At 53.4% G+C, this 14593-nt stretch carries 13 protein-coding genes; 12 read left to right on the top strand and 1 reads right to left on the bottom strand.

The annotated features are described in order from the left end of the window. Positions 1-38: 38 nt before the first annotated feature. From HMPREF2554_RS01245 to HMPREF2554_RS01235, 3 genes are all read left to right on the top strand, one after another. Positions 39-488 (top strand): hypothetical protein, encoded by a 450-nt coding sequence (locus HMPREF2554_RS01245; RefSeq protein ID WP_239652982.1) that lies wholly within the window; start codon positions 39-41, stop codon positions 486-488. A gap of 105 nt (positions 489-593) precedes the next feature. Then, complete coding sequence (locus tag HMPREF2554_RS01240; protein ID WP_013398748.1) at positions 594-1151, top strand: hypothetical protein; 558 nt, start codon at positions 594-596, stop codon at positions 1149-1151. 28 nt (positions 1152-1179) lie between these two features. Further along, positions 1180-1683 carry a hypothetical protein gene (locus tag HMPREF2554_RS01235; RefSeq protein WP_070553645.1) on the top strand — a complete coding sequence of 168 codons (504 nt, stop codon included), beginning with the start codon at positions 1180-1182 and terminating at the stop codon, positions 1681-1683. A gap of 250 nt (positions 1684-1933) precedes the next feature. On the opposite strand, the gene HMPREF2554_RS01230 is transcribed toward HMPREF2554_RS01235, so the two are convergent. Continuing rightward, a complete protein-coding gene (locus HMPREF2554_RS01230) occupies positions 1934-3877 on the bottom strand; it encodes an acyltransferase family protein (protein ID WP_013398751.1) in 1944 nt (647 codons plus the stop codon). Between the two features lie 284 nt (positions 3878-4161). On the opposite strand from HMPREF2554_RS01230, the gene dapB reads away from it, so the two are divergent. From dapB to HMPREF2554_RS01185, 9 genes are all read left to right on the top strand, one after another. Continuing rightward, positions 4162-4929, top strand: a complete 768-nt coding sequence (gene dapB, locus HMPREF2554_RS01225; RefSeq protein ID WP_013398752.1) for a 4-hydroxy-tetrahydrodipicolinate reductase — start codon at positions 4162-4164, stop codon at positions 4927-4929. Positions 4930-4950: 21 nt separating this feature from the next. Next, positions 4951-5601, top strand: a complete 651-nt coding sequence (locus HMPREF2554_RS01220; protein ID WP_013398753.1) for a tetratricopeptide repeat protein — start codon at positions 4951-4953, stop codon at positions 5599-5601. A gap of 156 nt (positions 5602-5757) precedes the next feature. After that, positions 5758-6693 (top strand): 4-hydroxy-tetrahydrodipicolinate synthase, encoded by a 936-nt coding sequence (dapA, locus tag HMPREF2554_RS01215; protein ID WP_013398754.1) that lies wholly within the window; start codon positions 5758-5760, stop codon positions 6691-6693. Between the two features lie 279 nt (positions 6694-6972). Next, positions 6973-8697 carry a ribonuclease J gene (locus HMPREF2554_RS01210; RefSeq protein WP_013398755.1) on the top strand — a complete coding sequence of 575 codons (1725 nt, stop codon included), beginning with the start codon at positions 6973-6975 and terminating at the stop codon, positions 8695-8697. A 231-nt stretch (positions 8698-8928) separates the two neighbouring features. Further along, positions 8929-12039, top strand: coding sequence for a DNA translocase FtsK (locus HMPREF2554_RS01205; protein ID WP_013398756.1), 3111 nt, complete (start codon positions 8929-8931; stop codon positions 12037-12039). 247 nt (positions 12040-12286) lie between these two features. Then, positions 12287-12913: a CDP-diacylglycerol--glycerol-3-phosphate 3-phosphatidyltransferase gene (gene pgsA, locus HMPREF2554_RS01200; RefSeq protein ID WP_013398757.1), complete on the top strand. Its 627-nt coding sequence runs from the start codon at positions 12287-12289 to the stop codon at positions 12911-12913. An 83-nt stretch (positions 12914-12996) separates the two neighbouring features. After that, a complete protein-coding gene (locus tag HMPREF2554_RS01195; RefSeq protein ID WP_041321721.1) occupies positions 12997-13512 on the top strand; it encodes a CinA family protein in 516 nt (171 codons plus the stop codon). 234 nt (positions 13513-13746) lie between these two features. Further along, positions 13747-14154, top strand: a complete 408-nt coding sequence (locus tag HMPREF2554_RS01190; protein WP_004006266.1) for a helix-turn-helix domain-containing protein — start codon at positions 13747-13749, stop codon at positions 14152-14154. 157 nt (positions 14155-14311) lie between these two features. Next, positions 14312-14533: a DUF3046 domain-containing protein gene (locus tag HMPREF2554_RS01185; protein ID WP_004006267.1), complete on the top strand. Its 222-nt coding sequence runs from the start codon at positions 14312-14314 to the stop codon at positions 14531-14533. Positions 14534-14593 lie beyond the last annotated feature (60 nt).

The raw sequence follows: 14593 nt of genomic DNA, 5'->3' as shown, positions 1-14593 counted from the left end.
GTGCTAAGGTTGGGAGAATTCGCGAAAGGAACCCCGCTATGTTCACTATCGTTGTCCCTCCCGACTATACCGAAGAACTACAGCAAATCTGCGGTCTAGATGCATCACAACGTGAGAAACTTATCAGCCTTTTAGCATTGGCGTGGCTTGACTGGAAACAGCAGCACCTTTCAGCGCTTGAAGTGGCTGAGGATATTGTGCGTATAGTGCGTGAGCAAGAAATATTCTCCCACGCCGAACGTCTCCAGCAGTGGGCAGAGAGCATGGACGAGATGTACCTTGAGGAGCTCGACGCCGATAAACCGTACGATATTGTACAACCGCTTTTCTACCGTGCCCGGTTTGCCGCCTCTTTATCGTATGCTCAAGACGCTCTTACGGAGGATAAAAGCCTGGATTATCTGCTCTACGAGTACTCCTTCTCACAGGAGACCGATACGGATCACCTGATGCTTGATGCCCTGCGGGTAGCTCGTCAAGGCTCTTAGCGGTAGAGAACTTTCTGAGAGATTTTTAGCGACATCACCGTCTAAGAGACAACTAACATCACCGCTGGTGTATTTTCAGCATGTCAGAGAGAAAACCTATAACTCATGATGAACTTTGAAGATTTTGATCAAGCTTACGATTGGTTTACGCCGCGTCATAAGCCGATGCCGTTCGACGTAATGACTAGAGCCCAGCTGCGGCAGGTCGTTAAAATGTTCAAAGAGGATCAAGGGCCAAGGATCGCGTATGTTGCAGAGTATCTAGGCTCCACGAGCGGCAAAGAATTTCCCACTCTCAGTGATTTAGAACAGCTGTTGCGGTTGGGGAGGGAATCTATGGATAGGACTGGGCCAGAGATGGATGATATTTCTGGTACTTTTTTCAGCTTGGCCAATGATTTTGCTTTCTGCCTGTGTGTATTCTTGCAAAAGTATCGGGATGATGTGGATTGGGTGGCATCGAAAACCTCAAAGAAGTCAGGTGCGTACAATCGACCATTGATAGCTCGCCCTAATTATGAAACCTCAAAAGGGTATATTGATGGTCTGCAGTTCTTTCTTGGATCAATAAGGTCATCTATTCGGCGGGAGGAAACGGTTGATGATGTGATGGATGAGTTGAAGTTTGCGATCAAAAGGAATTTTGACATAGATCTCAGCTAACGCCTTCAGGTAGCAGGAGGGAAGACACATGCCAGACTTTAGTGAGATGATGCGCCGTAGCCCAACCATCAAGGAGTTCTATTTTGAGTGGGAGGGGCTGCAGATTTTCGGAGCGATTGATATCACGGATGTCCCGAAGGAACTGGAAATACGGTTCACGTCACCGCATCAGGCTGGAGAGGTAGCTTTACGATTAAATGCCTATGGCTGTAAGTTTACCCATCCAGACGGAAAGCTATCGGAGAGAATCAGGTTGGTTCGTGGTGATGTGAACCCGACACAGGGCGACGAGAATTACGCCCGAATACCTATTCATGGTGCCACTCAAGAATCATCAATCCTTGTGTACAACGAGTATTTAGCTGGTCCTCGGGGACTTACGGATGTAAAGCAACTAGAGTCTTTCACCGGTGATAGCGGAATGCTAGTTGAGCGCTGTGAAAACAGCATTTTGTTTCGCTGCAATTCGTGGAACCCTGCCGATAGGAAGGCTTTTGCTGATATGCAGGGGAGTATTACTTTGTTGTACTAATGTACTAAGCAAGCAAAGCTGGATCCCAAAGACGTCTTGACGATGTGGAATAGATTTAGCAGGTCATGCAGACGTACACATGATGCTACTCCAGGTACGTGAAGTTCTTGAAAGGTTTAATTACTTTCAAAACTCCTTCCTCCAACCTGCCAGTATCAAAACGGTTTGTTTTTCTTGACCCGTAGTTTGAAGCGTGTGGATTCAAAAGGTTTAAAAAACGCCACCAATACACTACACGTACGATTTCCTCCTAACTTTGTGCCCGAGCAACCGCCTCCGTCAGAATACGGGCGTAGAGCATCTGCCCCTTAACCTCCGGATGCACACCGTCCGAAGTCATCAGGCTTGGATCGCTCCGCACCGCCTGCGTTATTGCACCGTTCCAGTCTGCAATATAGACGCGGGAAGAATTTTTCTGCGCAAACTCACGAATCAGATTATTTGAAGAATCAATCCAGGTGAGGGTTCGCGGACCGTACCCCGTTGCGAGCACCAACTTCGTGTCTGCCGGAAGCGCCCGCAAAACCTCTTCAAGCTGACCGGGCATCAGCGTCGAGTTAGCGGTTACCGAGAGTACTAAAACTTTCCCAATTTTTCCCTGCGATGACCAGGATTTAACCATGGGCAACGCCTGAACAATGGTGCGTCCCTCCGCCGCATCGATCGTGGCGTCCGGCATCGCATCATAAATATCGGGCTCTGCAGAAAGCACTACAGAATCGCCGATCACGGTTACATCAGCAGAATTCACCTGCGGATATTCATACGGCACCGCCGGGGCTGCAGAGCTAGGGGTCGCTGCTGCCGCACTTGCTGTTGGCGAGGCGCTCGCATGTGCTCGTTGTTCCTCACGCGCTTTTAAACGTTCCTGGGCGCGCTTTTTGCCTTCTTCAACGGCGCGTTGTGCACTAGTTTGATCAGGAGCAGTTCGTACCGCGACGGCAGTCGCTGAGCCTGCGCCCATCACAAGGGCTAAAGCAATAATGGGTAGAGCACGATACCTGCCGTAACGAATGCTTCCAAAAAATTGTGCGAACGAGCTACGGAAACCATATCGCCGTACTGGAGTTTCAAGGTAACGATAAGAAAGCTCAGCAATAATGACGGTAACCAGCAGAACGACAACGTTCCACAGCGGTGAACGATCCACACCCAGAAGATAATGCGCCATAACGGCAAGCGGCCAGTGCCAGAGGTAAAGTCCGTAGGATCGCTGCCCAATCCAGGTGAGGGGACCGAAAGATAACACCGAACGTAATAGAGACGATGCCCCGGCGAGCATATCCGGCAGGATTCCTTGAATAACTCCAAGAGTCAGCAGCGAAGCGCCGAGGAGCCCCCAGGGGATAGTGCCCGGCGCCTTCTCAGGCATAAGAAGAGCAAGCGAAATGAGAGCAACCAAGCAGAGCCAGCTGAGAATTACACGCAGGAAAGTCACCGCTCCAAAGGGTTGCGCCACTCGATATATAACGTGTTTATCACGAGGTGGATAGAGCGACCACGGGATCGAAAAAGCTAGTAAAACACCTAGAAGCAGACCGTAAACATGGGTATCGGTACCGTAATAAATACGGCTGATGGGCGCTCCAAACGCCAACATAACCGTGCCGCTTGTTAAGGATGCAATGATAGCTATAAAGATAATGAGGCTGAATCGTCTCCACCGTCTGCCGAGGATAACACCCGCCGCTACCAGGAGAAGAGGCCAGAACAGGTAGAACTGCTCTTCAACGGCAAGCGACCAAAAGTTCGTGAAAAGTTCGGGAGAAGTCTGAGCAAAATAGTCGTTACCGCTGAAAATAGAGAGCCAGTTAGATGAGAATGTGCCTGCGCCAGTAAGCTGTCTGCCCAGATTGACCTGTATATCGCCGCCTATTGCTAGTGCGATGGGTCCGGTTACTAAAATGAGTAGCGCAATCGCAGGGAGGAGCCTGCGAGCGCGGCGCTTCCAGAAAAGGAACAGGTTAATACGTCCAGTTATCGCCCCTTCACGGAGTAAGAGGGCGGTAATCAAATATCCCGAGATGACGAAGAAAATATCGACCCCGATCATACCGCCCGGCACCGAAGTAGGCCAGAGATGATACACAATTACCAAGAGTACGGCGATGGCTCGCAGGCCGTCGAGCCCGGGCAACATAAAAGAGCGGTTAGCCTCATGGGGGCTGACCGCGGACGGAAAAAGTTGCTTCATGATGTGTTGTTACTCCGGGGCGATGAAAGAGTGAAGAAAAATACTGTTTACTAGTATAAAAGTTTATTTGTTAGATAGAGACGTTTGGAGCCATCGGGAAGTTTTGTGAAATTTAAGAAACGCGGTTACCAGATATTTTGGTATCTATAAGGGTGTTGTGCTGGTGCTTGAGCGTTGATGGGGCGTAGTACATAAGCAACATAGTGTCTCGATTCGTGCTGTACACCACATGCGATAATAGGGTAGAGATAACTGGGCTATTCGTAAGTTTTGGAGGCAACAGAATGGTAGAAGCAACGCAGACTAAAATACGGCGGGTGGCGGTTCTTGGCGCATCGGGGCGTATGGGGTCGGAAGCGGTCAAGGCTATTACCGATGCCCCCGATCTTGAATTAGTTGCCGCTTTAGGACGTGAAGACTCTCTTGAAAAGCTCGTTGAAACCAATGCTGAGATTATGGTTGATCTGACTGTGCCGACCGCTACCGAGACGAACGTCCGTTTTGCCGTAGAGCATGGAGTGCATGCTGTTGTGGGTACTACCGGCTGGACTGAAGAACGTGTGGAATCCTTGCGTGAGCTTCTTGATGAGTACCCGCAGGTGGGTGTGCTGATTGCACCGAATTTTGCGTTGGGCTCCATTTTGGCGACGGAATTTGCCGCTAAGGCAGCGCCGTATTTTGAATCGGTTGAGATTATCGAGATTCACCACCCCAATAAGGTCGATGCCCCCTCGGGAACAGCCGCTCACACAGCACGCCGGGTTGCGGCTGCGCGAGAAGAAGCGGGACGTGGGATCAGCCCGGATGCTACCGAGAGTGATCCTCTGGGCTCTCGCGGCGGCAAAGTTGAGGGTATTAACGTGCATGCGGTGCGGCTTCGCGGCATGGTTGCGCATCAGGAAATTCTGCTGGGCGACCCCGGACAGCTTTTGACAATCCGCCACGATTCTTTCGACCGCGCATCCTTCATGCCCGGTGTGCTCTTAGGTGTGCGGCAGGTTGCGGCGCATCCGGGGTTGAGTGTTGGACTCGATAAGTATATGGATCTGTAGATCGTGCGGATACCGACTCCAATGACCTCAGAACAAGAAACGGTAAAGTCTTCGCGGCGCGGTGCGTGGCTGACCTCGCTGAGATTATGGGTTGCGATTGCCTGTCTCTTATTAGTCTGTACCGTGCTTCTGCTGCCTCTGCCGCTGGGTATTCGTGCGTCAATACTGGGCGTGCTGATTTTTAGCGGAGTATTTATGCTGGTGGATGCGGGCGGTAAAGGTAAAATCTTTGCGGCGCTCACAGTGGCGCTCTTGGGGCTGTATCTGCTGTTTACGGCACAGCGTGGGGTCGTGCTCATTGCGTCGGGGAATATCCTAGGTATTCTGCTCGGGGCGGGACTATTACTTTTGCCCGCAGTGGGTGCGTGGGCGCTTGTGCGCGAGGTGATATTTGGTGCGCGTATACAGCGGATGGCTCAGGAGCTTGATGCCCAGGGTAAACTTCCCGAAGATACGCTGCCGCGAAGTCCTTCCGGAAGGGTTGATCGTGAGGCTGCTTCAGTAGAACTTGAAAAATTTGCCGATGTTCTCGAAGCAAATCCGGACAGCTGGGAAGCCTGGTTTAATCTCTCGTGCATGTACGATGTCTGCGGTGAACGTAAACGTGCCCGCGCCGCTATGCGAAATGCGATTTCTCTGCGCCGCGGCCGTGGTGTGACCGACCTGAAATAGCGCGGCTGTTAGGGGAGTCCATGGGTGTTCATGAGGAGTGCTTGAAGTTGCGTTTTGAGCTCAAGAATGCAGAACTCCACAAAAAAGTGAAAATTTTCGGGACAAAAGCAAAATTAATGTAGCGTAAGAATAGCTTAAGATAGTACTCTGGGGTGTATGGCTGAGAACGTGATGAACCCCGGTACTTTTGTAAACCCGCCCTTTGGGCGTCTGCTCACGGCGATGGTAACGCCCTTCGCTCAAGACGGATCTGTGGATGAAAAACAGGTTGCACACCTGGCGGAATACCTCATTGACAATGGTCATGACGGGTTGATTGTCTGTGGCACCACAGGAGAATACTCGACCATGACCGATGATGAGAACGAGCGAGTTTTCGCCATCGTCAAAGAAGCTGTAGGAGACCGTGCCTCTATTGTTGCTGGCGTGGGCTCGAACGACACCGCGCACACCATTGAGCTTGCCCGTCGCGCTGAAAAGGTTGGTGTTGACGGTTTGCTTGTAGTGACTCCCTACTATAACAAGCCCACTCAGCATGGCGTTTACGCGCATTTTAGCACCGTAGCAAAAGCCACCAGTACACCCATCATGCTCTACGATATTCCGGGGCGTGCCAGCATCCCGATTGCCCCCGACACCTACCGTCGGCTGGCAGAACTTGATAATATTGTTGCTGTTAAGGATGCGAAGGCTGACTTTGGCGCCGCAACCGACGTTATGGCAACCACAGATTTGCATTACTACAGTGGTGATGATGGTTTGACTCTGCCTTGGATGGCAGTAGGAGCCGTAGGCTTAGTTTCAGTTACCGCGCATGTGGCACCCATGCTCTTCCGTGAGCTTATCGATGCCGTTGTAGCGCAGGATCTTGTGAGTGCGCAGCGCATTAACCTGCAGCTCGTGCCCATTGTGAACGCCACCATGGGACGAGCCCCTGGCGCCGTTGCTGCCAAAGAAATCCTGGCTTGGCAAGGCGTTCTTGGCACACCTGTTGTACGCCTGCCCCATGTACTTTCCGAACCCGAGGTGGCGGAGGCTATCCGAGCGGATCTGCTTTCCTCCACTATCGCGCAGACTCTTAAAAACGCATAAGACTTTCTGCGGCTAGTTTCGGGCGGACCCAGCGTGACTCGTATGTAGCGAGAAGATCACGCGGGTCCGCTTTCCGTGCAGAAGCGGAACGTGAAGGCGTGGACCCCCTCCTCTAGAGGCGAGATGCGTCCACGACCTTTGGCGAACGGACTCTCAGCCCCTCAAGCCGCATGAGCAGCACCCGCGAAGCAGCCCGATACGCTTCGGAGTTTGATACTCACAGTGGGTGCGCCCTTAGACGACACGAAAAATAGAATCATAGAAAATAAGGAGATACGCATGAGCGTTTTTGAAAATGATCTGCCGGCGCCTCCCAAACTGCAGAAAGACACCCTGCGCGTGGTGCCTCTCGGTGGTCTGGGTGAAGTCGGTCGAAATATGACCGTCTACGAAATCAACGGCAAACTGCTGATTGTAGACTGCGGTGTGCTCTTCCCTGAAGAGTCCCAGCCCGGTGTAGACCTAATCCTGCCCGACTTCAGCTATGTGGTCGATCGCCTGGATGATGTAGTCGCCATGGTTCTCACTCACGGGCACGAAGACCACATTGGGGCGGTACCTTATCTGCTTAAGAAACGTCCCGATATTCCCCTCATCGGTTCCGAACTCACTCTCGCGCTGGTAGAAGCGAAGCTTGCCGAGCATCGCATCAAGCCTTATACGCTCACCGTAAAGGAACACCAGATCGAAAAATTTGGTCCTTTTGAATGCGAGTTCATCGCGGTTAACCACTCTATTCCGGATGCACTCGCCGTATTTATCCGAACCGCTGCAGGAACTGTGCTACACACCGGCGACTTTAAGATGGATCAGCTTCCACTGGATGGGCGCATCACCGACCTGCGTCACTTCTCGCGTCTGGGCGACGAAGGTGTGGATCTATTCCTGCCTGACTCCACAAACGCAGAGGTTCCCGGGTTTACACCCACCGAAAAAAATATCGGACCTGTTATATCGAGCGTATTCCGCGATGCGCCCGGTCGTATTATCGTGGCCTCGTTCTCCTCACACGTTCACCGCGTGCAGCAGGTGCTCGATGCCGCAGTCGAGCGCGGGCGCAAAGTTGTGCTGGTCGGACGCTCCATGGTGCGCAACATGACCATCGCTGAGAAACTGGGTTACCTCAAGGTACCTGAGGGCGTTCTTGTAGATTTGAAGAAGGTCGATGAATACCGCCCCGATGAGCTTGTACTCATGTGTACCGGTTCGCAAGGCGAGCCGATGGCAGCTCTGTCGCGTATGGCTAATGGCGATCACAAGGTTCAGCTTGAACCGGGCGACACCGTCGTGTTGGCTTCTTCGCTAATTCCGGGTAACGAAACCAGCGTGTACCGCATCATTAATGCCCTGATGAAACTTGGCGTGACTGTTGTGCATAAGGGCAACGCAAAGGTTCACGTTTCCGGTCACGCGGCGGCGGGAGAGCTGCTGTACTGCTACAACATTCTGGAACCGAAGAACGTCATGCCTGTTCACGGCGAGGTTCGTCACCTGATTGCTAACGGGGAACTGGCGAAAGAGACAGGTGTTCCCGAAGAAGGCGTGCTCCTGTGCGAATCCGGTACCGTTGTGGATCTCAAAGATGGCGTAGCGAAGATCGTTGGCGAAGTTCCCTGCGAATACTTGTACGTGGATGGACGTTCTGTCGGTTCGGTGACTGAGGACGATCTTAAGGCCCGCCGCGTTCTGGGCGAAGAAGGATTCGTCTCTATCGTGACGGTGATCGATCGTGCTACCAAACGTGTGGTAACCGGGCCAGATATTCATGCCCGCGGTATCGCCGAAGACGATTCGGTCTTCGACGAGATCACCCCCAAAATTACCGCCGCCCTTGAGGATGCGCTTCACCGTGCGCCCGAGAAGGTACATACGGTACAGCAGCTTCAGCAGATTGTGCGTCGTACCATTGGTGCATGGATCTCCCGCCGCCTGCGCCGTAAGCCCATGATCGTCCCGGTGGTCGTTGAGACTAAAACGGATGAGGAGCCTAAGCCGACGGTGTAGTGAGCGCATAGCCCACGGCGAAAGGCGGTGCGGGCACGCTCTGTGCGAACGCACCCCGCACAATACACGACAAACGGGGCCGATAGCTACTTGAGCGGTCGGTCCCGTTCCCGTGTACGGTAGCATATGAATACTATGGATGCGTATCACGTTCTTGCCCCGATTGCATCGGTCGCGAGAGAATGACGGCATCTAGCCCCAAGCACATGGAAGGTTGCTAACCTAGTAAATATGGCTTCACGGAGTAATCAAGGGCGTAAAAGCAAAACCGGATCAGCCAAGAAAACCTCGGCACGCGGCTCCCGAGGCACGTCTAAGCGCGCGAATACCCCCGAAACCAACCCTGTAGCAAATGCTATTGCGAAAGTGTGGTTAGGCATCGCCCACACGGTGGGCGGTGCTGTGCGTGCTCTTGGGGTGCATCGCACAGATTTAGATCCACAGGCACGCCGAGACGGCGGAGCGCTCTTCATTCTGCTTTTCGGCGTTATTACGGCGGGGGTCGAATGGTATAGCTGGCGCGTCATGTCTGCACCGGCCATTATTCATGCCCCAATTTCGGCATGGCACACCATGCTGGGCGGCGTTTTCGGTCAGGGTGCTATCTTGGTACCGATTCTGAGCTTTATCTTGGCATGGTGCGTTTTCCGTACGCCGGATGATGTTCGCCGCACCAATCGAGTCTCGCTCGGTCTGCTGCTTATCCTTATTGCAGCGTCGCTTTTCTTCGCGATGAATGCCGGATACCCCAGTTTTTCGGGCGGTTTTGAGGTTGTCTGGGCCGGGGGTGGCGCCATTGGTGCACTTCTTGGGCCTCTCATGCAGCGCATAGCATTTGTGCAGTGGCTCGTTATTCTGGTTCTCTTCGTCATGGGGCTTATGGTATTGACGGCTACTCCGGTGCGTCAGGTTATTCCGCGGCTTACACATCTCATTCGCGTGGCCTTGGGTGAAAAGCCGGTTGCATCCACCGATGACGATCCGACCATCGCATACCCGCAGGACGGCTATGATGCGGATTCCACGGCAGCGACTCAGACCGTCGATTTGAGTGCCTCGGAACATGATCGCAGCTATCTTTATGGTGATGAGGAAGAACGCCGTACATCTCGCGGCGGTATCTTCGGGTCAATTAAGCGGTGGTTCGGATTCGGTCGTTCCCAACAGGCCGATCAGGGACTGGATGAATACGTTGGCGATGAGGCATTCGCCAGCCCTGTGGTTAATACTCATGAAGAGTTTTCCGCAACCTCTGCGGATGCACCCGCACCGCATTCTTCGGCGTCGTCTCAGGGTAGGTTGAGCCGCCTGCCCAAACGCCGCACCGAGAACACCGTGTTCGATCATGAGGCTTCGGATGCGCCCTCGGCACGCCTGGCTCAGGCGCAGCGTGCCGCCGTTGAACACGGTCGTGTAGCACCGGATGCGCTCTTTGATGTAGAGGCATTTGATGACACATCGGCGCAGTCGGTTGTGCCCGCTGCATCCGAGCAGAATGTTGCGACAAAGCAGATAGCAAGCCCTCAGATGCAGCCTCCTCAACAGTCACAGCCGGAAGCAGTGCAGCAAGGTACATCAGCTAAACCGCAGCAAAGTAGTGGTGCATCCCGCATGCCCCAGACGAAGCCGCAAGCTACGGTCAGCGGAGCAGCGGCTGCCGGTACGGGGGCGTCACGACCCCTGCAAAACAACACGCGCACCGCGCATACCGAGCAGGCCCGCCCCGAACAATCCGTCGAGTCTTCGCAGGGCACTTATAACCTGCCCGCAGAGCAGATGCTGGTGGCAGGTCCCCCTGCTAAGGAATCATCCGAAGTGAATGAACACGTGGTCGAGGCACTGACCAATGTTTTAGAGCAGTTTAAGGTTGATGCGGTTGTCACCGGATTCTCGCGCGGTCCGACCGTGACCCGCTACGAGATCGAGCTGGGTGCCGGTACGAAGGTTGAACGTGTGACCGCGCTGAGTAAGAATATCGCCTATGCGGTCGCCAGCCCGGATGTGCGTATCCTATCGCCTATCCCCGGTAAATCGGCGATCGGTATTGAGATCCCAAATACCGACCGCGAGACGGTATCTCTGGGTGATGTCTTACGGTCCCCGCAGGCTCACTCGAACCCGCATCCGATGGTTATGGGCGTGGGCAAAGATGTCGAGGGTGGTTTTGTGCTTGCGAACCTGGCGAAAATGCCGCATATGTTGGTTGCGGGTGCAACCGGTGCCGGTAAGTCTTCGTTCGTGAACTCGATGATCACCTCGATTCTTATGCGTTCTACACCTGATCAGGTGCGTTTGGTGATGGTGGACCCCAAACGCGTGGAGCTTACTGCCTATGAGGGAATTCCGCACCTGATTACGCCTATTATTACTAACCCGAAGAAGGCAGCGGAGGCGCTTCAATGGGTAGTACGTGAGATGGATGCACGCTATGACGACCTGGCGCATTACGGGTTTAAGCATGTGGACGATTTCAACAAGGCCGTACGCGAGGGCAAGATTCAGCCTGAGCCGGGGAGTAAACGAAAAATTCACGAGTACCCGTACCTGTTGGTTATCGTGGACGAGCTTGCCGATTTGATGATGGTTGCCCCGCGTGACGTTGAAGAGGCGATTGTTCGTATTACGCAGTTGGCGCGTGCAGCTGGTATTCACCTGGTGCTTGCAACTCAGCGTCCTTCGGTTGACGTGGTGACCGGTCTGATTAAGGCGAACGTTCCTTCGCGTATGGCGTTTGCGACGTCATCGGTCACGGATTCGCGTGTGGTGCTGGATCAACCAGGCGCTGAAAAACTGATCGGTCAGGGCGATGCGCTCTTCCTGCCAATGGGTGCCTCGAAGCCGATGCGTGTGCAGGGTGCGTGGGTCTCTGAATCCGAGATTCACGCGGTTGTTGAGCACGTGAAGCAGCAGGCTCCGACAATTTACCGTGAAGACGTTATGGTTTCTGCCGCGAAGAAGCAGATTGATGAGGAAATCGGCGATGACCTTGATGACCTGCTCCAGGCGGCTGAAATCGTGATTACCACGCAGTTTGGTTCTACCTCAATGCTTCAGCGTAAACTCCGCATGGGCTTTGCGAAGGCGGGGCGCATTATGGACCTGCTGGAGTCTCAAGGCATAGTTGGTCCTTCCGAGGGTTCGAAGGCGCGCGATGTGCTGGTGCGCCCGGACGATCTACAGAATACCTTGGCACGCATCCGGGGTGAAGAGGTGCCCGAACCCGTTGAGGAAACTTTTGAAGACCCGTACGCGCAATCGGTGAACCCCGCAGAATCTGCCGAATATGCGGTGGAAGAGAGCGATGAGGGCTCGGAGGACGCCTGGCAGCTCACGGGGCGATAACCCAAACAAGTCGTATTCAAAGTAGTTCTCACACCCTAGAGAGATTCCCGCTTCTGCTGGCATATCGTGTTGCGGAAGCGGGAATTTTTCTATTACTACGAGCCCAAACAAGGATTTATCGGAACGCCATTCTTATGGGAACGATACCTCGTATACTGGAAAGATATGAGGCGAGGGCTACGCTCTGGGAGTTCCTTGCAGCCAACAACGAGTCGTTGGTACCAGACTGTAGAGACGAAGGGTAACAGTGAGTCAGGAATCAGTATCGGCGGTATCGCAGACCGAGCGTCATGTATCTAACTGGAATCTGCCGAATATTCTGACGGTTGTGCGTATTATTGCAGTTCCTTTTTTCGTTGTAGTGCTCCTTGCGGGCGGGACATTCGGAGCTGAAGATGTGGCGCAGCGGTGGCTTGCTTTCGCCCTCTTCATTGCTGCGATGATTACCGACTGGGCGGACGGTTACCTGGCTCGAAGCCGTAACCTCATCACGAGCTTTGGGAAGATCGCTGATCCTATTGCTGATAAGCTCCTCACCGGTGCGGCGTTCATTACCCTTTCTTGGTTGGGCGAGCTGTGGTGGTGGGTGACCGCTGTAATTCTCCTTCGGGAGTGGGGAATCACCATCATGCGTTTTTTCGTTATCAAATACGGGGTTATGGCGGCAAATAAGGGCGGAAAGATCAAAACCGTTTTACAAACCATTGCTCTCGTGGTGATGCTTTTACCCTTAGGACTCCTCGGCAAACCTTGGTTGGTTCCCGGATGGGTTCTTATGGCGGCGGTAACCGCTATTACCGTCTGGACAGGGGCGGTTTATGTGCGTGATGCCCATCAGCTTCGCCAGACATGGCTGGCGCAGCATCCCGCATAGGCATGAGGCTGGGGACGGTTCTAGATGGACTGTCCCGGTATTTTATACGTCGGATATATCTCGTTGGGAGGAGAGGAGTACTTATGGACGTACTCAAAACGGTACCGCATAGTGCGAAGGAAGCCTCTCAGATGCTTCACGATGCGTTGGTCGGTACAGGTCTGACAATCTCTACGGCGGAATCTCTCACCGGAGGAGACGTCGGGGGTACTATCTGCACCGTTGCGGGAGCCTCGGAATACTATCGCGGCGGGGTTATCTCATATGCGAGCGCGGTCAAGGCATCCGTTTTAGGCGTAAACAAGGAGCTTTTAGCTAAGATTGGCTCCGTTGATCCGGAAGTTGCCCGGCAGATGGCGCAGGGAACCGCACGAATCTGTGGAGCTGACTACGGGGTTTCGACCACTGGAGTTGCAGGGCCAGAGCCGCACGATGGTAAGCCCGTTGGTACCGTATTTTTGGGTGTGCACACTCCAGAGGCAACCTATGCCGTACAGCGGCACTATGAGGGGGATCGGGTACAGATTCGCGCCTCGGCAACGGCGGATGTAATTCTCCTGCTGACCCAGGCTGTGCACGGTACTAAGGACGCATCGTAGCCTTATCTAGAGGTCAGCTGAAGTATCTTTTCACGGGATACTTTAATCAAGTTTCCAGGGATTTCCCAGGTGCATGGGAATAAAACTATAGCTTGGTAAGTTTGAATATATACTAGCCAGGCTCATATAAACGCTACAGTACCCGAGGCTAGCCGAGAACTAAAAAATGAGTTAGGCTTAATAACTGTAAGAACCGAACACTGGTTGACCTACGTACGAGGAGAAACAACGCATATGACCAAGAAGCGTGTATCTATTAATGGTATTACCCGGTGGAAAGAAATTAACCCAGCTCCGCAGCAGGTAGCTCCTGTTGTGGAAGAGGCAAAGACTGTACCTCTGCGCCAGGCTATTGGCGAGGTTCTTCGTGACGTTCGTCAGCGCCAGGGTCGTACCCTACGCGAGGTTTCACAGAGCGCACGTGTTTCCCTGGGTTATCTCAGCGAAGTTGAGCGTGGGCAGAAGGAAGCTTCTTCGGAGCTTTTGGCATGGATTTGCCAGGCGCTTGATATCCCGATGTACCAGATGCTCCGTGAAGTCGCCGACCGTATGGCAATTCTAGAGGGCGTACACGTTCCGGATACCGTTCCCGCCGAGCTTGCTGAGCAGTACCGTAACGATTACATGATGGCTTCGCTCTAAGAAACCTATGTGAGCGAACCGCGCATCCGTTATGATGCGCGGTTCGCTTTTTTATGCATTGACAACGGTAGAGGTCTACCTTCGCAGGGGACTCTGATGAAGCATTCTCGTGATTTTTTCGGATGTGCTCTGAAACAGGAGAGCGTAAGGAGGGATGATGAAACTCAGCGAGTTTTGGACAAATATGGACTACGAATTCGGTGCTGGGTATGCCCGAGTTTTGGCGGGAGATTTGGTGCTTGGGTCGCTTGGGAATATGACGGCTTTAGAGGCACTTGAAGCTGGGGTTGCACCGAAGGATGTTTGGCTTGCGGTCTGCGAGACACAGGATATTCCGGAGGTTCGCCGTTTGGGACCCGACCGTGAACCGCGCAGGTAGCCGAATCCATGAATTGCTGCGGAATAAGTCCGGTTTAGGGGTTGTTGCGACGCTGTATGT

This window comes from Rothia sp. HMSC071F11 (assembly GCF_001809115.1).
In the GTDB taxonomy this organism is placed as follows: domain Bacteria; phylum Actinomycetota; class Actinomycetes; order Actinomycetales; family Micrococcaceae; genus Rothia; species Rothia dentocariosa.
This window is presented reverse-complemented; position numbering and strand designations above follow the sequence as displayed.